This is a genomic window from Streptomyces sp. B21-083 (genome assembly GCF_036898825.1).
Lineage (GTDB): Bacteria > Actinomycetota > Actinomycetes > Streptomycetales > Streptomycetaceae > Streptomyces.
The window spans coordinates 4,462,766-4,480,790 of sequence record NZ_JARUND010000002.1 but is presented as its reverse complement, the minus strand read 5'-3'; the positions used below and the strand labels follow the sequence as shown (position 1 = coordinate 4,480,790).

The window sequence follows — 18,025 nt, the reverse complement described above, 5'->3', positions numbered from 1 at the left end:
AGGGTCTCGACCTGCTGGAGACGGTCTCCTAACCCGCGGTTCCTCCCATGTCCTCCTTGACCGCGGCCTTCGCCACGTCTTTCTCTTCCTTCTCCGAGTCCATCGGTACGTCCTCCACGGCTTCCCCGACTGCTTCTGAGACCGCCGCTTCCGCAACTGGAGCCGGCGGCATCGTCGTGCGCGGTCGGGGCAGTATCCCCGGGGCCGCCAGACCGGACAGGATCAGACGCCACAGTGCCGCTATCCGCGTGGGCAGATCCCGCCGGTTGCTGTACGCCTGGGACATCACCTGCAGACCGGTGAACGAGCCGACGACCGTCGACGCGACCTCGGAGATGTCCGTCCCCGGCAGGAGTTCGCCCTGGGCGAAGGACGACTGCTCCACCGTCAGCCGTACGCTCGCGCGCAGCACCGTGTCGTGCTGGAGCCGCTGGGCGAAATTCAGGGTCAGGTCGATGGCCGCCTGGAGTTTCGTCGGCTGGTCCGGCACCACCAGGGCCTCGCCCTGCGCCTCCAGCAGCGCGGTGGCGATCGCCTCCTTGGGCGGGAAGTGGTGGTAGAGGGCGCCCTGGGGTGAGGCCGGCTCCGGCCGAAAGCCGTAGGGGTGAAAGCTGCTACAGATTTTCTAGTCATTCATAGTCATCCCTAGTCGTCCTTCTCGAATATCTTGGCCTTATGAAGCTTTCGGAGTGGGCGCGGCAGGAGGGCGTGAGCTACCAGACCGCCTGGCGATGGGTGAAGGACGGGAAGATGCCTGTTCCGGTCCGCCAGGCGCCGTCGGGAACGTGGCTGGTCGCTGAGCCCGCTCCGGCCGTCTCTGCGACCTCGGGGCGGGTGGTGGCGTACTGCCGGGTGTCGTCCGCCGACCAGAAGGTAGACCTTGACCGGCAGGCCGCCCGGGTCGTGGCCGGTGCGAACGGGCTCGGCCTGGCCGTCGCCGAGGTCGTCGCCGAGATCGGCTCGGGGCTGGACGGACGGCGCCGCAAGCTGCACCGCCTGCTGTCCGACCCGCAGACGGTGGTGATCGTGGTCGAGCGTCGTGACCGGCTGGCCCGGTTCGGCGTCGAGGCTCTCGAAGCCGTCCTGTCGGCGTCCGGGCGGCGGCTGGTCGTCCTCGACCCCACCGAGAACGCCGATGACCTGGTGCGGGACATCACTGAGGTACTGACGTCGATGTGTGCGCGTCTGTACGGGCGGCGGGCGGCGAAGAACCGCGCCGCCCGCGCGGTGGCCGTGGCGACCGCCGAGGCCGCCGAATGAAGAAGTTCCAGGCGCAGCCCGGGTTCGTGGTGGAGGCGTTCCGGTTCGCTCTGGACCCGAACGCCTCCCAGGAGGCTGCGCTGCGCTCACACTGCGGTGCCGCCCGTGCCGCGTACAACTGGGCTGTCGGGTGGGTGGAGGCGTCGTGGTGGCAGCGCCGTGCGGAGGAGTCCTACGGCGTCCCGGAGGCCGGTCTGACGAAGTGGCGGCCGTGGTCGCTGCCCGCCCTGCGAAAGGCGTTCAACGAGGGCAAGCACACCGACCCGAGGTTCGCCGCCTGGTGGGAGGAGAACTCCAAGGAGGCGTACTCCACCGGCCTGGCGAACGCCGCCGCCGCGTTCGACAACTACGCCAGGTCGAAGCAGGGCAAGCGCCGTGGCCGTGCGATGGGTATGCCGCGGTTCAAGTCGAAGCGGAAGACGCCTCTGTCCTGCCGGTTCACCACCGGCACCATCCGTGTCGAGGCCGGTGGCCGGCACGTCACACTGCCCCGGCTGGGCACGATCCGCGTCCATGAGCCGACGGTGAAGCTCCTCACCCGTGTCCAGGCCGGGACGGCCCGGATTCTGTCCGCGACGGTGCGGCACGAGCGCGGACGCTGGTTCGTCTCCTTCCAGGCCGAGGTGAAGCGCGACCTCGAACGCGTGGCGCGGCCGGACACAGCGGTCGGGATCGACCTCGGGGTGAAGACCCTCGCGGTCATGGCCGACAGCACCGGCGAGATCCGCACCGCGCCCAATCCCGGCCACTACGACCGGGCGCGCAAGCAGCTGCGCCGCGCCTCCCGCGTGGTGTCCCGACGCCAGGGCCCCGACCGGCGCACCGGAGCGCAGCCGTCGAAGCGGTGGGAGAAGGCCAACGCCCAGCGGAACAAGGTCCACCACCGCGTGGCGAACCTCCGCGAAGACGCCCTGCACAAGCTCACCACCGCAGTGGCCGCCGAGTACGGCACCGTCGTGATCGAAGACCTCAACGTCGCCGGCATGCTCCGCAATCGGTGTCTGGCCCGAAGGATCGCCGACGCCGGATTCGGCGAGATCCGCCGCCAGCTCGACTACAAGACCCGCCGGCGCTACGCCACCCGCCTCGTGGTCGCCGACCGCTGGTACCCGTCCTCGAAGACCTGTTCCGGGTGCGGTGCGGTGAAAGCCAAGCTGCCGCTGCACGTCCGGACGTACGAATGCGACGCCTGCGGTCTGGTCATCGACCGGGACGACAACGCCGCGCTCAACCTCGCCGCCCTCGCGGCAGCCTGCGTGACTGGTACCGGAGTGGCCGGAGACCAGGACACCGCCCCGGCGGTGTCGAAGCCTCGTGGAGCCGACCACAAGACCCGCGCCACCCGCCCCCGCCGCAAGGCGGAGGCGGGGCGGGCAGGTGGCGCAACCCTGCCGCATCAGCGGCAGACGGAAGCGAGAGACCGTACTCAAGCCGAAGCCCTCCTGCTTTGGTGATGTGACGGACCTTCCGGGCAGAAACTTCCGGAATACTGAGACCTGACTACGGTCTCGGCAACGGTGTTATGGATAAGAGACGTACTCAATGCGTACTTAATACATCCTTACTGTAAACAGATAGCATCCGACCGCGATGGTGTACGTCGGCGGCCGGAACGAGGTGGGTCTGGTGGGTGGCATGGCGGTGGAACCGCGTATCGCGGTGGCCGTGGTGACCATGGGAAACCGGCCCGTCGCGCTGAACGCGCTGCTGGAGTCGATCGCCAAGCAGGACCTCGCCCCTGACCGCATCGTGCTCGTCGGCAACGGCTGTCCCCTGCCCGAACTCCCCGGCCTCTCCGGTGAGGTCACCACCATCGAGGTCGACGAGAACCTCGGCTGCCCGGGCGGCCGAAACGTGGCCCTGGCCCGGCTGCGCGAGTTCGGCGACATCGACGTAGTGGTCGACCTGGACGACGACGGCCTGCTCATCGACCCCGATGTCCTCTCCCGCGTACGGGACTTGTACGCCGCCGACCCCCGACTGGGCATCGTCGGCTTCCGGATCGCCGACGAGAACGGCGTGACCCAGCGCCGGCACGTCCCCCGGCCCGGCGCGGGCGACCCGATGCTCGGCGGATACGTCACCCAGTTCCTCGGCGGCGGCCACGCCCTGCGTATGGAGATGCTCGACCAGACCGGCGACTGGCCAGCCGCCTTCTTCTTCGCCCACGAGGAGACCGACCTCGCCTGGCGGGCCGTCGACGCCGGCTGGAAGATCCTCTACGAACCGCGTCTCCTGCTGCGCCACCCCAGCACCTCGCCCGCCCGGCACGCCATCTACCACCGGGTCACCGCCCGCAACCGGGTCTGGCTGGTCCGCCGTCGGCTCCCGCTGCCGCTGATCCCGGTGCACCTGGCCGTGTGGATCGCGATCACCGTCCTGCGCGGCGGCTCCACACGCACGCTGCGAGCCTGGTTCGCCGGCTTCGTGGAGGGCCTGCGCGAACCGGCCGGCGAACGCCGCCCGATGCGCTGGCGAACGGTGTGGACACTGACCCGGCTGGGCCGCCCGCCCGTCCTGTGAACCGGGCGGAACCAGACGTTCTCTGAGAGCCCTCCCAACAGGCCCGCCGCACACGCCACGCGATACGAGGGCCCCGGTCGTCACCTCTGGCGACCCGGGGCCCTCTCGCGTATCCGGACCCGGCCGCGACGGCGACACTCCCCCGAGCTGCGCGACATACGCGCGCACCCTCGGACCGGCTCCGTTGAGGTGATCACATCAGGCCACGCCAACAGATCGCTAACATGGGATCCGGTTGACGGACGAGAGGGCAGTGAGGCGACGACATGCGGTGCGGTCTGCGGTTCGGACTGCTCGGCGCGCCCGTCCTCTACGACGGCCACGCCCCCAACAGCCTTACGCGAGACGGAATCCAGCCGATCCCCGCCTCCGCCTCCGCCTCCGCCCTTGCTCTCGCTCCGGTCCAGCCGATCGGCAGCGTCAAGGTACGGACGCTGCTCGCCGCCCTGCTCCTCGAACCCGGCCGGGTCGTCCCGGTCGAGACGCTCAAGGACGCACTGTGGGGCGGGGCGCCCCCGGCCTCCGCGCAGGCCTCGCTGCACAACCATGTGGCCCGGCTACGCCGCCTCCTCGACGATCCGGGCCGCCTGAGAGCGGTGCCGCCCGGCTATCTGCTGCGGGTCGGCCCGGGCGAGCTGGACGCGCACGTCTTCCACGCCCACGTCGAACGGGCGCGGGCCGCCCACGCCAATCAGGACTGGCGGCGTGTCCTGACCGAGAGCGCGTCGGCCCTCGCCCTGTGGCGCGGCGCCCCACTGACCGGCCTCCCGCCCGAGACCTTCGGCTACGCGTTCACCCAGCGCCTGACGGAGGCCCGTCTGCTCTTGCTGGAATGGCGCTACGACGCGGAGCTGCACGTCGGCGGCCCCCGACTTCCTTCCCTGGTACCGGAGTTGACGGCCCTTACGGCCGAACACCCGCTGCGCGAGGCCTACCACCGCCAGTTGATGCTCACCCTCCACCGCACCGGCCGCCGAGCCGAGTCCCTCGCCGTCCACCGCGACCTGCGCAACCGCCTCCTCGAAGAACTCGGCGTGGAACCGGGCCCGGCGATCCGCGCGGCCCACATGGAGGTACTGAGGCTGCCGGGGGGCGAGGGGGATCCGACGAGCTCGGTGGGCGCCGTGGGCCCGGCAGGTGCGGCGACTCTCCCAGGCGCAGCGGGCGCGGCAGATCCCGCGGCGGCGAAAAGTTCGGCAGCGTCAGCGGGCGCTGTGCGGCTGGGAGACTCCAGGGGGCCGGCGGCTCAGCGGGCCCCGGGAGGCGTCGTGATGCCTGCCGCCCCAGCGATGACCACCGACCTGGCGAGGCCCTACGTCCCCGCACAGCCGACATCGCGTTCGGCCCCCCGACCGGCCCCCGTGCGAACGCCCCCACCTGGGCCGGCGTCAGGGACCCCGGCGCCGACCACGCGACGCGGCTCGTCGGCATCGCCCGGATCGGCACCCGCACCCGCCCCACGACGCGGGTCGCCGTCACCGCACCCCGCGCCGACCTCGCGCTCCGCGCCGACCTCGCACCCCGCGCCGACCTCGCGCTCCGCGCCGACCTCGCACCCCGCGCCGACCTCGCGCTCCGCGCCGACCTCGCGCTCCGCGCCGACCTCGCGCTCCGCGCCGACCTCGCGCTCCGCGCCGACCTCGCACCCCGCGCCGACCTCGTACCCCGCGCCGACCTCGCGCTCCGCGCCGTCACCGCACCCGGCGCCGTCACCGCACCCCGTGCCGACCTCGCGCTCCGCGCCGGCATCCCCACCGCTCCCCGTGCCTCGCCCCGCTCAACTCCCGCCGCCCCCGGCCCACTTCACCGGCCGTACAGCCGTCGCGGACGATTTGCGCCGGACCCTGGCCCCGCAGGGGCGTCCCGGGTCCGAGGGCGCGGGCGCGGCCGGTGCCCCCGTGGTCGTGGTCCACGGGATGCCCGGCGTGGGCAAGAGCGCCCTGGCGCTGCACGTCGCCCACACCCTCCGGGAGCGCTTCCCGGACGGGCAGCTGTACGTCGACCTGCACGGCGGCACCGCCGACATGCCCCCGCTCGCTCCCGCCCAGGCCCTCACGGCGCTGCTGCGCGACCTCGGCGCCGATCCACGCAATGTCCCCGAACACCTGGACGGGGCAGCCGCGTTACTGCGTTCCCTCCTCGCCCCGACCCGCACGCTGCTGGTCCTGGACGACGCCGAAGGCGCCGCACAGCTACGGCCGTTGCTTCCCGCGGGCCCCGGCTGCGCGGTGATCGTCACCAGCCGTTGCCCGCTGACCGCCCTCGACGGCGCCCACCGCTTCCCCCTCGCCCCCCTGACCGGCGCGGACAGTGCCGAGTTGCTGCGCGCGGTCTCCGGACGCGGCGGCCTCGACGCCGACCACCCCCTCGTCGAACTCACCGGCCGCCTCCCGCTCGCCCTGCACGCGGTAGCCGCCAGGCTCGCCGCTCGCCGGGCCCTCACTCCGGACCTGCTCGCCGCTCAACTGGCCGTCGGGGGAAGCAGGTTGCCGCATCTGGAGTACGACGACCTGAGCGTCCGCAGATCCCTCGCCGGCGCCCACGACGCCCTGAGCGCCTCGGCCAGCGACACCGACCGCGACGCGGCCCTCGTCCTGCGCCGCATCGGCGCCCTGGACCTGCCCACGTACGACGCCCCGCTCCTGGCCCGTCTCACCGCGACCGACGAACGCCGGGCCGGAGCCGCCCTGGACCGCCTCGTCGACGTATCCCTCGTGGAGGAGACCGCGTACGGCCGGTACGCACCCCACGACCTGGTCAGGGACTTCGCCCGTGAACTGGCCGCGGACGACACGACGAGCGGCGACACGACGAGCGGCGACACGACGAGCGGCGACACGACGAGCGGCGACACGACGAGCGGCGACACGGCGACGGCCGGCCAGGGTTGACGCGCGTCACTTGGCGTCGGCATAACACTCCACCACCGCCGTACTGAACGGAAACCGCACCGGCGTCTCCCCGAACGTCAGCCGTCCCGCCAGCTCCGCCGCCTCCCGGATCGCCGCCACCACCGTCCGGGTCTCGTCCTCGGGACAGTGCACGATCACCTCGTCGTGCTGGAAGAAGACCAGTTCGGCCGCCATCCCCGCACAGCTCCGGCGCAGCGCGGCGAGCAGCAGCAGGGTCCAGTCGGCCGCGCTGCCCTGGACGACGAAGTTGCGCGCGAAGCGGCCCCGGGCACGGGAGTTGGAGGAGGCGTACCCCGGCACCCATTCCTGCGCCGCCCCTCCCGCGCTCCCGGCGCGGTCGACGCCGCCCTCGTCCTCCGAGAGGGGGATGCCGGCCTCCTCGACCGCGTCGTCGTCGGCCCGCGCCGCCGGGGGACACGTACGCCCCAGCCAGGTCCGCACGAGCCGCCCCTCCTCTCCCGCGCGGGCGGCGTCGTCCACGTACGCGACCGCCTTCGGGAACCGGCGTCTGAGCGCGGCGAGGTTCTTGAGGCCGTCCCCGGAGGTCTGCCCGTACACCGCGCCCAGCACCGCGAGCTTGGCCTGCTCCCGGTCGCCGGAGAACGCGCGGTCGGAGACGGACTGGTAGAGGTCGCTTTCCCGCCCCGCGACCTCCATCAGCCCGGGGTCGCGCGAGATGGCGGCGAGGACTCGCGGCTCCATCTGGTCGGCGTCGGCGACGACGAGCCGCCATCCGGGATCGGCGACCACGGCCCGCCGGATCACCTTGGGGATCTGCAGCCCGCCCCCGCCGTTGGTGACCCAGCGCCCGGTGACCGTCCCGCCCGCGAGGAACTCGGGCCTGAACCGCCCGTCCCGGACCCAGTCCTGGAGCCAGGACCAGCCGTGCGCGACCCAGATCCGGTACAGCTTCTTGTACTCGATCAGCGGCTCGACGGCCGGATGATCGATGCTCTGGATCTCCCATCTCCTCGTGGACCGCACCTTGATCCCGGCCTGTGCGAAGGCCTTGACGACATCGGCGGGCAGATCGGGCCGCACCCGGCGCCCGAACGCCGCCGACACCTCGTCCGCCAGCTCGGCGAGCCGCCGGGGCTCACCACCGCCCGCGTACCGCTCGCCCAGCAGTTCGTGGAGCAGGTCCCGATGGACGTCCGCGCGCCACGGCAGCCCCGCCGCGTTCATCTCGGCGGCCACCAGCATCCCCGCCGACTCGGCGGCCGTCAGCAGCCGCATCCGGTCCGGGTGCGCGGTCGCGTCGTGCCTCCGCTGCTGGTCGGCGTACACCTCCAGCAGATCGGCCAGGGGTACGTGCACCGGCCCCGGTTCGAAGAGCGGCGACTGCGCGCCGGGTTCGGCGGACCGCTGCGGTGGATCCGGCGGTACGGGACCACCGCGCAGCCGGGCGAGGGCCGCCGCCGCGGACCGGGGCTCACCGAGCCGCCCCTCGTGGCCGAGCAGGAGTGTCTCGGCGTCCTCGATGTCGTAGCACCGCTCGACTCGCACCCCCGTGGCGAGCAGTCGCGGATAGACGTCGGGGGTGGACCGCCACACCCATCGCGTGACATCGGGCCGGTCACGGACGGCCGCGCCGAGATCCGCCTCCCGCCGCACCGGCCCGGCGGGCAGCCCGCCGGGACCGAGGGGGGCGACCTCCACGCCGCCGTCCTCGGCCGGAGCGAGCGCCCACCGCTCGGCCGTCTCCGCCACGCCTGCCATGTCCGTGAGTGTGGCAGGCGGGTCTGACAGTGATGCTGATACTCAGGTTCCGGCGGCCGTGGCCAGCGCGTTCAGCTCGGCCTTTCAGCTCCGCTCCTCAGTTCCGGGCTTTCAGCTCGGCTGCTCGCCCTGTTCCTCGAACTCGACCTTGATCTTCGCGAGGGCCGCGGTGATGTTCTCCTCGGCCGCCGGCTTGGTCAGGCCGAGGCCGGACAGGAGCCCCTCGCCGTTCTCGAACTCCAGCAGCGCCAGCAGGACGTGCTCGGTACCGACGTAGTTGTGGCCCAGGCGCAGGGCCTCGCGGAAGGTGAGTTCGAGGGATTTCTTCGTGTCGGAGTCGAAGGGGATGAGGGCGGGGACGCTCTCGGCGGGCGCCGGGAGACCGGCGGTCGCGGCCTCGCGCACGGTGTCCAGGGAGACGCCCTGCGCGATGATCGCCTTCGCCCCGAGACCCTCCGGCTCGGCGAGGAGGCCGAGGATCAGGTGCTCGATGCGGATCTGGTCGTTGCCTGCGGACTTGGCCTCCTCCTGGGAGACCACCACCACGTGCCTGGCCCGGGGCGTGAAGCGGTTGAAGCCCTGGCTGGGGTCGAGGTCCGACTCGCCCTTCGGTACGAACCGCTTCTGCGCGGCCTGCCGGGTGACACCCATGCTCTTGCCGATATCGGTCCAGGAGGCACCGGAACGGCGTGCCTGGTCCACGAAGTGCCCGATCAGATGGTCGGCCACGTCGCCGAGGTGGTCGGCGGCGAGCATCGCGTCCTGGAGCTGTTCGAGGGCGTCGGTGTGGACTTTCTTGATCGCCTCGATGAGGTCGTCGAGGCGTACGGAGGCCCGTACGGGCTGATTGCTCGTCATGTGTCAACCCTAGGTTGGCAGCAGGGGGACTGTCAACCCGAAGTTGACAGTCGATGGTGACGGCATGAAAAGACGGCATGAAACGATCGACGGGTGACCAGCAGCACGCCCCTCCCGCCCGACCCGCCCGGCACCGTCGAGCGCGCCTTCGAGGCCGCCCTGTACGCCGACACGGACACCTCCCTCGACACCGGCGCGTCCCTGCTCGCCGCCGACCCGGCCGCCGATCCCGAACTCGCCCGGCGTGGCGCGGAGTTCGTGGCGTCGGCCTGGCGCCGGGGCTGGCAGCCGGCCGACGTCGTACGGCTCGTGCGGCGCGAGCTGGACGACGTACACGTACGCCTGGTGTCGACGCTGATCACCGCCCAGGCGCCGGACGACCGGGCCCGGGGGCCCCGCTGGACGGAACAGCTGACCGAGCTGGCCGCGACGCCCGCCCCACCGCGCGCGGACCGATTCACGCACGCGACGACGGTCCTGGAGCTGTACCGCCTGCTGCTGGGGCTGCCGACCCTGGAGCCCCTCGACGAGCAGCCGACGCCACCGGGGGCGGGTGCGCGCCGGACGCATCCGGAGTCCCGCATGCTGCCGCGTATCCGCGCGCTGCTGGCGAAGGCGGAGGCGACCGGGTTCCCCGAGGAGGCCGAGGCGCTGAGCGCGAAGGCCCAGGAACTGATGGCCCGGCACAGCATCGACGAGGCCCTGCTCGCGGCCGGCGCCCCGGCGGCCGACACCCCGCGCGCGCGGCGCCTCGGTGTGGACGCTCCGTACGAGGAGGCCAAGGCGATCCTCCTGCACGCCGTGGCCGACGCGAACCGCTGCCGCGCGGTGTGGAACGAGGCTTTGGGCTTCTCCACGGTGGTGGGTTTCGAACCCGACCTGGAGGCGGTGGAACTCCTCTACACGTCTCTGCTGGTGCAGGCCACGACGGCGATGACGAAGGCGGAGGCGGCGCAACGGGCCAAGGGCCGCAACCGGACGAAGACCTTCCGGCAGTCCTTCCTGGCGGCCTACGCCCACAAGACGGGCACCCGGCTGGCGGAAGCGGCGGCAGCGGAAACGGCGGACGCGGCGTCGGCGACGCAGACCACAGCCGCCCTGCTCCCGGTCCTGGCCACCAGGGACCTGGCGGTCACCGCCCACCTGGACCAGATGTTCCCCACGACCACGACAACCCGCCTACGGGGCGTCACAGACGAGGCAGGCTGGACAGAGGGCACGGCAGCGGCAGACCGAGCCCAACTACGGACCCGCCCCCGCCTGCGCGACTGACCCGCCCCGATCGGCCACCCCACCCTCACCCGGGCGGCTGCCCCCGGCCCATTGGGTCGCCCGCCGGTTCCTCTCGGCGGCTGACCGGGGCCCATTGGGGCGCCCGTTCTCGCCCGGGCGAGCGGACCGGGCCCAACTGCGGGCCCGTCCCCGCCTGCGTGACTGGCGCGCCTGTCTAGGACCCCAGCCCCGTCGTCGGCAGCCCCGACGGGAGTGACCCGCCCTGCGCCTTCGTGTACGTCTCCGTGCCGAGGCTGCCGGTCCAGGTGACCTTCATCGACGTCTTGTCGACCGAGGCGACCATCCCCGAGGCCCGGTCCTTGCTCTTGTCGCTGCACGTGAGGTGGATCATCTGCATCCCCGCCTCCTCGCCCGCCGTACCGCTGCACACGTTCCCGCCGGTGGCGAACAGCCCGGCCTTCGCCCCGGTGATCACCAGCGCCACGGCACTGCCCTTGCTGGTGGTCAGCCAGCTGCCCGCCAACTGACTGTCCGCACCCGGCGTATCGCTACCGCCGCTCGCGTCCCCGGAACCCGCGGACGAGCCCGAAGAGGCCGACGAGGAATCCGCGCCGGAACTCGGACTCGCCGACCCGTTGTCGGACCCTCCGTCGCCACTGCACCCGGTCAGCGCGAGCGCGGCAGCCACCGCGACCACCGACGCCACACCAGCCCTGCGCGTCAGCACGCGCGCGTACGTCACCGAAGTCACCGGAAGCTCCCAAGCAGTCAACCGCTGTGCGGTTGCGGTTAGCGGCGGCCATTGGGGCCGCACGACCGCAGCAAGCTACCAGGGTTCCTTGTCGGCGGATGAGGAGGCCGGAATCCGCGTGCCCCGGCCCGGGGGAGCACGTCACCAGGACGACTTGCGCACCCCCGGAAGGAACCCGGCATGCGCCTGCTCCCGCAGGCCGACCCGGGACAGTCCGAACGCCCGGAAGTACCCGCGGGGCCGCCCGTCCACCTGGTCCCGGTTGCGCACGCGCGTGGCGCTCGCGTCACGCGGCTGCCGCTCCAGCTCCCGTCGGGCCGCCGCCCGCTCCGCGTCCGTCGAGGCCGGCCGCCGGACGATCTCCTTCAGTTCGGCCCGTCGCTGCGCGTACCGGGCGACGATCTCCTGCCGCTTCTCGTTCTTCGCGATCTTGCTCTTCTTCGCCATGTCGCTCCTGTCTCCCTGTCCCTGTCCCTGTCCTTCAGGCCTTCAGACCCTGACCCCACGGGCCCGGATCCGGGCCACCGCCGCCTCGACGCCGATCGTGTCGACGGTCTTGATCCCCTTCGTGCTCAGCCGCAGCCGGACGTTCCTGCCCTCGCTGGGCAGCCAGTACCGCTTGGACTGGATGTTGGGGTTGAAGCGACGGGACGTACGCCGGTGGGAGTGGCTGATGTTGTTGCCGAAGCCCGGCTGGGCGCCGGTCAGCATGCAGTGGGCGGACAAGGTGACGCACCTCTCTCGGTCGCGTTATGCAAATGGAAGTCGTTTTCAGTAAGATACCAGCATGGCTCGCAACGAACTCCGGCCGGTAGTCAAACTCCGGTCCACGGCCGGGACCGGCTTCACCTACGTCACCCGCAAGAACCGCCGCAACGACCCGGACCGGATGACCCTGCGCAAGTACGACCCGGTCGCCCGCCGCCACGTCGACTTCCGAGAGGAGCGCTGATCAGCCGCCATGCGTGAAGGAATCCACCCGGCGTACGGGCCCGTCGTCTTCCGTGACCGGGCCGCGAACCACGCCTTCCTCACCCAGTCCACGATGACCAGTGAGAAGACGATCGACTGGGAGGACGGCAACACCTACCCCGTCGTCGACGTCGAGATCTCGAACATCAGCCACCCCTTCTACACCGGCACGGCCCGCGTCCTGGACACGGCCGGCCGCGTGGAGCGCTTCGAGCGCCGGTACGGCAAGAAGGGCTGAGGGAACACACGTGCAGGTGCATGAGCACGGGCCCTCGGGGGCTCACGAACTCTCCGTGGCGATCGTCGGCGGGCTGCACGCCGACGCCCGCAAGGCGACCGTGGCGCGGCTGCTCGCCGACGTCCCCGGCAGCGTCGTACTCCACCACGACCTCGCCACGGCCGTGGCCGGCACGGTCGTCCGGACCGTTAGTGACGCCGCCGGCATCCTCTCCGCGGGCGAGGCGCCCCTGGTCAACGACTGTGCGTGCTGTGCCCTGCGCGAGGACCTCGTACCGGAGCTGCGGCGGCTCGCGGACGCCGGGCTGACCCGGCTGGCGATCGTCGAACTGTGGGACTCCGTCGAGCCCAAGGCGATGGCCGAGGTGGTGACGTCCGGCGGCCTCACGGTCACCGGCGTCATCACGGCCGTCGACCCGGCGCTGCTGCTGCCGTACCTCGGCAACGGCGACGACCTGGCCGAAGGCGGCCTCGCCGCCGCGGCCACCGACCAGCGCACGGTCGCGGACACCTTCGCCCGCCAACTGGAGTACGCCACCGTCCTCGCCCTCGTCGACTCCCCGGAGGCCGACGACGAGGACCGCGAGCTGCTCGCGCAGCTCCACCCGACAGCCCGCCAGGTCCCGGTCCTGGGCGGCCACCCGCGGGATCTGGCGGGCGCCCCCGACGCGCCCGAGGGGAGCGGGGCGCCGCTCTCGGCCCTCGCCTCCGCCGCCCTCGCCGGATTCGACGTCGAGGCCGCCGCCGCCGCGCAGCACCCGGCGTGCGCACTGCTGCCCGCCGAGGCCGACGCGCACGGCGTGTCCACCCTCGTGTGGCACCGGCGCCGCCCCTTCCACCCGGAGCGGCTGTACGAGGCGCTGGAGGACCTGACCTGCGCCGCCGCGCGCAGTCGGGGCCGGTTCTGGCTCGCCGACCACCCCGACACGCTGCTCCACTGGGACGCGGCGGGCGGCGCGCTGTGCGTGGAGAGCGCCGGCCCGTGGCTCGCCTCGCTCCCGGACGCGGCCTGGGACATGGTCGAGCCCGTGCGCCGGGCCGCCGCCGCCCTCGACTGGCACCCCGAGCACGGCGACTGCTGCCAGCACCTGGTGTTCACGTCTCCCGGCCTCGACCGCGACGGACTCGAACAGCTCCTGGAGTCCTGCCTGCTCACCGACGCCGAGTACGCCGGTGGACGCACCGCCTGGAAACGCCTGCCGCCCGCCTTCGACACCCTCCTGGAGGTCTGACCCCGCCATGGCCCGCAAGATCGAACGCAAGCCCCTCAAGGCCCGGCCCAACCCGCTGGACGCGGCCAAGATCACGTACATCGACTACAAGGACACCGACCTGCTGCGGAAGTTCATCTCCGACCGCGGCAAGATCCGCAGCCGCCGGGTCACCCGGGTCTCGGCCCAGCAGCAGCGACTGCTCGCCCGCGCGATCAAGAACGCCAGGGAGATGGCACTCCTGCCGTACGTGTCCCGGTAGCCGCCCGGGTCCTTGTCCGACCGCGCCCCCGCCGCCCCCACCCCTGCCCCCCGTCTCCGTCGTCCCAGGAGGCGGGGGTGCGGGCGTGCGGGGGAACGCGCGGGGGCGTGCGTGCGTCAAGGTGAGTAGTGGAGCGAACACCCCGCGTGCACGTGCATCTGCTTGTGCGCATGCCTGTGCATAAGGCCCTGCATCTGTCCACGCGTCTGCACGTGAACAGAGTTATGATCCGGCACAGTTGACCACTGCACCATTGGCCTCTTCAGCCAGTGCACCACCAGGGAGCGACCTGTGGACCACGACGTGTACGGCGTTGGCGCGGCCGATGACTCCGGCGTGTACAACGGCATGGCCGCCGCGCGGCTGGAAGTCGCCTGGCAGAAGAGCCGGCACAGCAACTCGCAGGGCTCCTGCGTCGAGTTCGCGCGGCTGCCCGGCGGCGAGGTGGCGGTGCGCAACTCGCGCTTCCCCGACGGCCCGGCGCTCGTCTACACGCGCGCGGAGATCGAGGCGATGCTCCTGGGCATCAAGGACGGCGAGTTCGACCACCTGACGTCGAGCTGACCGTCCTGCGGTCAACTCGCCCCAGGGTCAAGGCCCGCAGGTCACGCAGGTCACGTCGGCCGCTTTGGGCACTGTGACGCGCGTAGAGCCCCGGCGCGAGGAGACACCGCGGTGCCTCACTCGGCGGAGTGCAGTCCGAACAGCGCCCAGACGACCTTGCCGCCCAGCGCGCCCGAGAGCGGATGCCAGCCCCAGCTGTCGCTGAACGAGTCGACGAGGAACAGGCCGCGCCCCGACTCGGCCGAGAAGTCCTCCGAGAACTCCTCGGCGTCGTACGCCACCGGACACTCCCGGCTGGGATCGCGCACCGCGCACACCAGTCGCTCGGTCCAGCGCATCAGATGCAGCCGTACGGGCGGCTCCTGGGCCGAAGCGTGCGGGGGATCCGTGGGCAGGGCATGCCGGAGGGCGTTGGTGACCAGCTCGGAGACGACCAGGCAGACATCGTCGAAGCGGTCCCCGATGTCCCACTGGGCGAGTGTTCTGCGGCTGAACTGCCGCGCCTCGCGCACCGCTTCGAAGCGGGCGGGCAGAGCGCACGACGCCGCGTTGGCCACGGTCGAGGGATCCAGTGGCGGAAGCCCCTGCCTTAACGGCTCGAGCATGGTCGATCCATTCGTCCCCATGCGAGGCACTCCCGGGAGATCGCGGTCGTTGCGATGCAGTCATTGCGATGCAGCGGTGGCGCGAGACCATGGTTTCCGATGCTCACGGCGGATGCAAGGGCAGATGCACGTGCACGTGCCCCAATTGGACCCTCCCGTACCGCTTCTTGGTCATTTTTTCCGCCAACTTTTCACCTGTGGCCGGTCTTCCCCTTGCCTCTTCCTGTGCGTACGCTCTGACGTCTTCCCATTTGAGTAACCGGACGAGTACTGCTCGGAGTGATTTAGTGGCAGACTGCGGCCCCTGGAGAGGTTGGGGAGGGTGGCGAACGTGAGCGCGGGAGAGCCGGGATCGGTGGTGCGGCGCATGCTGCTCGGATCGCACCTGAGGCGACTGCGTGAGGCGCGGGGCATCACGCGAGAGGCGGCGGGTTACTCGATCCGCGCGTCCGAATCGAAGATCAGTCGTATGGAGCTGGGCCGGGTGAGCTTCAAGACACGGGACGTCGAAGACCTGCTGACGCTCTACGGCATCAACGACGAGGCCGAGCGCAACGCTCTCCTCTCGCTGGCCAGGGAGGCCAACGTCGCGGGCTGGTGGCACAGTTACTCGGACGTCCTGCCCAACTGGTTCCCCACCTACGTGGGCTTGGAGGGCGCGGCATCCCTGATCCGCGCCTACGAGGTGCAGTTCGTGCACGGCCTGCTGCAGACCGAGGCGTATGCGCGTGCGGTCGTCGGCCGCGGTATGAAGGGCGCGAGCCCCGCCGACATCGATCGCCGCGTCGCACTGCGCATGGAGCGGCAGAAGTACCTCCTGTCCACCGGCGGCCCGGAGTTCCACGTCGTCCTCGACGAGGCGGCGCTGCGCCGGCCGTACGGCGACCGCGAGGTGATGCGCGGTCAGCTCCAGCACCTGATCGAGATCTCCGAGCGGTCCAACGTACGGCTGCAGATCATGCCGTTCGGCTTCGGCGGCCACTCGGGCGAGAGCGGCGCGTTCACGATTCTGAGCTTCCCGGAGTCCGACCTGTCCGACGTGATCTTCCTGGAGCAGCTCACCAGCGCGCTGTACCTGGACAAGGCGGAGGACGTCACCCAGTACGAGACGGCGATGAAGGAACTCCAGCAGGACAGCCCCGGGCCGGACGAGAGCCGGGACCTGCTCAGGGGCCTGCTGCAACTCTCGTAACGGCGTCCCCTGATGCCCCCCAACTCCCCTCGGCCGCACGTACGATGACGTGCGATCAGACCGTGATACGGGATTGAGGGATTGAGGGATCACATGTCAGCGCCCGAGTACTACTTCACCGATCTCGCGCAGCAGTACATAGGCGGTGAGTGGCGCCCGGGCACGGGCTCCTGGGACATCATCGACTTCAACCCGTACGACGGTGAGAAGCTCGCCTCGATCACGATCGCCACGGTGGACGAGGTCGACGAGGCGTACCGAGCCGCCGCCGCGGCCCAGAAGGGGTGGGCGGCGACCAGCCCGTACGTCCGCCGCGCGGTCTTCGAGAAGGCCCTGCGCATCATCGAGGACCGGGAGCGGGAGATCGCCGCCGCGATCATCGCCGAACTCGGTGGTACGCACCTCAAGGCCGGCTTCGAACTGCACCTCGCCAAGGAGTTCCTGCGCGAGTCGATCCGTCTGGCGCTCACGCCCGAAGGCCAGATCATCCCCTCGCCGGTCGAGGGCAAGGAGAACCGCGTCTACCGCGTCCCGGTGGGCGTGGTGGGGGTGATCAGCCCCTTCAACTTCCCCTTCCTCCTGTCCCTGAAGTCGGTCGCCCCCGCGCTGGCGCTCGGCAACGGCGTCGTCCTCAAGCCGCACCAGGACACCCCCGTCGTCGGCGGCTCCCTGGTCGCGAAGATCTTCGAGGACGCGGGCCTGCCGCCGGGCCTCCTGAACGTCGTGATCACGGACATCGCCGAGATCGGCGACGCGTTCCTGGAACACCCGGTCCCGAAGGTCATCTCCTTCACCGGCTCGGACGCGGTCGGCCGTCATGTCGCCGCCGTCTGCGCCCCCCTCTTCAAGAACGTGGTCCTCGAACTGGGCGGCAACAGCGCCCTGGTGGTCCTGGACGACGCGGACATCGACTACGCGGTCGACGCGGCGGTCTTCAGCCGGTACGTCCATCAGGGCCAGGTCTGCATGGCCGCGAACCGGATCCTGGTGGACCGTCGAATCGCCGACGAGTTCACCGAGAAGTTCGTGACCAAGGTGCGGTCCCTGAAGGTGGGCGACCCGAGCGACCCCGAGACGGTCATCGGCCCGCTGATCAACTCCTCCCAGGCGGACGCGCTTTCGGGCCTGGTGAGACGCGCGCTGGTGGAGGGCGCGACGGCACTCCTGCACGGCACGACGACGGACAACCTCGTCGAGCCGTCGGTCCTGACCGACCTCCCCGCCGACTCACCCCTCCTCCACCAGGAGATCTTCGGCCCGGTTGCCCTCCTCGTCCCCTTCGACGGCGAGGAGGAGGCGGTCCGCCTCGTCAACGACACCCCGTACGGCCTCAGCGGCGCCGTCCACACGGCCGACGTGGAACGCGGCATCGCCTTCGCCAAGCAGATCGACACGGGCATGTTGCACGTCAACGACGGCACGGTCCACGACGAGCCCCTGGTCGCCTTCGGCGGCGAGAAATCCTCGGGCATCGGCCGCCTGAACGGCGAGGCGACGGTGGAGGCGTTCACCACCCGGAAGTGGATCTCGGTGCAGCACGGGCGGAGCGCCTTCCCGTTCTGACTTCGTAGGGCGCGTTGTCCCCGGTCGGCTGTCACGCCGTCCGGGGCTCGCCCGACGGGGCCTTGAGCCGGCACCTCGACTCACCGCGATCCGGCGTACGTCGTTCAGCGCCTCCCGTATCCGCGATGGAGAGCACCGGGCCCGCAACCCCACCCGCACGTCC

General features: G+C 71.3%; 19 protein-coding genes. 12 read left to right on the top strand and 7 right to left on the bottom strand.

The window, feature by feature from the left end:
- Window positions 1-28 precede the first annotated feature (28 nt).
- Window positions 29-490 (bottom strand): TetR/AcrR family transcriptional regulator, encoded by a 462-nt coding sequence (locus QA861_RS44175; RefSeq protein WP_334594584.1) that lies wholly within the window; start codon window positions 488-490, stop codon window positions 29-31.
- Between the two features lie 185 nt (window positions 491-675).
- Here QA861_RS44175 and QA861_RS44170 point away from each other — a divergent pair, with 185 nt between their 5' ends.
- The 4 genes from QA861_RS44170 to QA861_RS44155 all read left to right on the top strand — a co-directional run bounded on the left by QA861_RS44170 (window position 676) and on the right by QA861_RS44155 (window position 6,674).
- Window positions 676-1,260 carry an IS607 family transposase gene (locus QA861_RS44170; RefSeq protein WP_334594583.1) on the top strand — a complete coding sequence of 195 codons (585 nt, stop codon included), beginning with the start codon at window positions 676-678 and terminating at the stop codon, window positions 1,258-1,260.
- Complete coding sequence (tnpB, locus tag QA861_RS44165; protein ID WP_334594582.1) at window positions 1,257-2,714, top strand: IS607 family element RNA-guided endonuclease TnpB; 1,458 nt, start codon at window positions 1,257-1,259, stop codon at window positions 2,712-2,714. Before QA861_RS44170 ends, tnpB begins: the two co-directional genes overlap by 4 nt.
- A gap of 136 nt (window positions 2,715-2,850) precedes the next feature.
- Window positions 2,851-3,783 (top strand): glycosyltransferase family 2 protein, encoded by a 933-nt coding sequence (locus QA861_RS44160; RefSeq protein ID WP_334594581.1) that lies wholly within the window; start codon window positions 2,851-2,853, stop codon window positions 3,781-3,783.
- Between the two features lie 266 nt (window positions 3,784-4,049).
- A complete protein-coding gene (locus tag QA861_RS44155) occupies window positions 4,050-6,674 on the top strand; it encodes an AfsR/SARP family transcriptional regulator (protein ID WP_334594580.1) in 2,625 nt (874 codons plus the stop codon).
- A gap of 6 nt (window positions 6,675-6,680) precedes the next feature.
- On the opposite strand, the gene QA861_RS44150 is transcribed toward QA861_RS44155, so the two are convergent.
- Window positions 6,681-8,414 (bottom strand): bifunctional 3'-5' exonuclease/DNA polymerase, encoded by a 1,734-nt coding sequence (locus QA861_RS44150; RefSeq protein WP_334594579.1) that lies wholly within the window; start codon window positions 8,412-8,414, stop codon window positions 6,681-6,683.
- 111 nt (window positions 8,415-8,525) lie between these two features.
- On the bottom strand, window positions 8,526-9,272 hold the full coding sequence (locus tag QA861_RS44145; RefSeq protein ID WP_334594578.1) for a Clp protease N-terminal domain-containing protein: 747 nt from the start codon (window positions 9,270-9,272) through the stop codon (window positions 8,526-8,528).
- 93 nt (window positions 9,273-9,365) lie between these two features.
- Between QA861_RS44145 and QA861_RS44140 the strand changes: the two genes are divergently transcribed.
- Window positions 9,366-10,544, top strand: coding sequence for a DUF2786 domain-containing protein (locus QA861_RS44140; RefSeq protein ID WP_334594577.1), 1,179 nt, complete (start codon window positions 9,366-9,368; stop codon window positions 10,542-10,544).
- Between the two features lie 175 nt (window positions 10,545-10,719).
- Here the strand turns inward: QA861_RS44140 and QA861_RS44135 are convergent, their stop codons facing one another.
- The 3 genes from QA861_RS44135 to rpmB form a co-directional block, all read right to left on the bottom strand.
- Window positions 10,720-11,256: a hypothetical protein gene (locus QA861_RS44135; protein ID WP_334594576.1), complete on the bottom strand. Its 537-nt coding sequence runs from the start codon at window positions 11,254-11,256 to the stop codon at window positions 10,720-10,722.
- A gap of 141 nt (window positions 11,257-11,397) precedes the next feature.
- Window positions 11,398-11,703, bottom strand: a complete 306-nt coding sequence (gene rpsN / locus QA861_RS44130) for a 30S ribosomal protein S14 (protein ID WP_334594575.1) — start codon at window positions 11,701-11,703, stop codon at window positions 11,398-11,400.
- Between the two features lie 42 nt (window positions 11,704-11,745).
- Window positions 11,746-11,982 (bottom strand): 50S ribosomal protein L28, encoded by a 237-nt coding sequence (gene rpmB / locus QA861_RS44125; RefSeq protein WP_319096964.1) that lies wholly within the window; start codon window positions 11,980-11,982, stop codon window positions 11,746-11,748.
- Between the two features lie 61 nt (window positions 11,983-12,043).
- Between rpmB and rpmG the strand changes: the two genes are divergently transcribed.
- The 5 genes from rpmG (at window position 12,044) to QA861_RS44100 (ending at window position 14,502) form a co-directional block, all read left to right on the top strand.
- Entirely contained in the window at window positions 12,044-12,208 is a 165-nt protein-coding gene (gene rpmG, locus QA861_RS44120; RefSeq protein WP_006376523.1) for a 50S ribosomal protein L33, read from the top strand.
- Window positions 12,209-12,217: 9 nt separating this feature from the next.
- On the top strand, window positions 12,218-12,466 hold the full coding sequence (locus QA861_RS44115; RefSeq protein WP_334594574.1) for a type B 50S ribosomal protein L31: 249 nt from the start codon (window positions 12,218-12,220) through the stop codon (window positions 12,464-12,466).
- Window positions 12,467-12,482: 16 nt separating this feature from the next.
- Window positions 12,483-13,697, top strand: a complete 1,215-nt coding sequence (locus tag QA861_RS44110) for a CobW family GTP-binding protein (RefSeq protein ID WP_334595045.1) — start codon at window positions 12,483-12,485, stop codon at window positions 13,695-13,697.
- 7 nt (window positions 13,698-13,704) lie between these two features.
- Window positions 13,705-13,938, top strand: a complete 234-nt coding sequence (gene rpsR / locus QA861_RS44105; RefSeq protein WP_006376563.1) for a 30S ribosomal protein S18 — start codon at window positions 13,705-13,707, stop codon at window positions 13,936-13,938.
- A gap of 291 nt (window positions 13,939-14,229) precedes the next feature.
- Entirely contained in the window at window positions 14,230-14,502 is a 273-nt protein-coding gene (locus QA861_RS44100) for a DUF397 domain-containing protein (RefSeq protein WP_334594573.1), read from the top strand.
- A gap of 116 nt (window positions 14,503-14,618) precedes the next feature.
- Here the strand turns inward: QA861_RS44100 and QA861_RS44095 are convergent, their stop codons facing one another.
- Entirely contained in the window at window positions 14,619-15,128 is a 510-nt protein-coding gene (locus QA861_RS44095) for an ATP-binding protein (RefSeq protein WP_334594572.1), read from the bottom strand.
- Window positions 15,129-15,462: 334 nt separating this feature from the next.
- On the opposite strand from QA861_RS44095, the gene QA861_RS44090 reads away from it, so the two are divergent.
- Window positions 15,463-16,299 (top strand): Sco1979 family transcriptional regulator, encoded by an 837-nt coding sequence (locus QA861_RS44090; RefSeq protein WP_503461762.1) that lies wholly within the window; start codon window positions 15,463-15,465, stop codon window positions 16,297-16,299.
- A gap of 93 nt (window positions 16,300-16,392) precedes the next feature.
- A complete protein-coding gene (locus tag QA861_RS44085) occupies window positions 16,393-17,862 on the top strand; it encodes an aldehyde dehydrogenase family protein (RefSeq protein WP_334594571.1) in 1,470 nt (489 codons plus the stop codon).
- Window positions 17,863-18,025 lie beyond the last annotated feature (163 nt).

Coding starts and splice junctions, on each gene's coding strand:
- QA861_RS44170 (WP_334594583.1), top strand. CDS start 676: ATGAAGCTTTCGGAGTGGGCGCGGCAGGAGGGCGTGAGCTACCAGACC.
- tnpB (WP_334594582.1), top strand. CDS start 1,257: ATGAAGAAGTTCCAGGCGCAGCCCGGGTTCGTGGTGGAGGCGTTCCGG.
- QA861_RS44160 (WP_334594581.1), top strand. CDS start 2,851: ATGGTGTACGTCGGCGGCCGGAACGAGGTGGGTCTGGTGGGTGGCATG.
- QA861_RS44155 (WP_334594580.1), top strand. CDS start 4,050: ATGCGGTGCGGTCTGCGGTTCGGACTGCTCGGCGCGCCCGTCCTCTAC.
- QA861_RS44150 (WP_334594579.1), bottom strand. CDS start 8,414: ATGGCAGGCGTGGCGGAGACGGCCGAGCGGTGGGCGCTCGCTCCGGCC.
- QA861_RS44145 (WP_334594578.1), bottom strand. CDS start 9,272: ATGACGAGCAATCAGCCCGTACGGGCCTCCGTACGCCTCGACGACCTC.
- rpsN (WP_334594575.1), bottom strand. CDS start 11,703: ATGGCGAAGAAGAGCAAGATCGCGAAGAACGAGAAGCGGCAGGAGATC.
- rpmG (WP_006376523.1), top strand. CDS start 12,044: ATGGCTCGCAACGAACTCCGGCCGGTAGTCAAACTCCGGTCCACGGCC.
- QA861_RS44115 (WP_334594574.1), top strand. CDS start 12,218: ATGCGTGAAGGAATCCACCCGGCGTACGGGCCCGTCGTCTTCCGTGAC.
- rpsR (WP_006376563.1), top strand. CDS start 13,705: ATGGCCCGCAAGATCGAACGCAAGCCCCTCAAGGCCCGGCCCAACCCG.
- QA861_RS44095 (WP_334594572.1), bottom strand. CDS start 15,128: ATGGGGACGAATGGATCGACCATGCTCGAGCCGTTAAGGCAGGGGCTT.
- QA861_RS44085 (WP_334594571.1), top strand. CDS start 16,393: ATGTCAGCGCCCGAGTACTACTTCACCGATCTCGCGCAGCAGTACATA.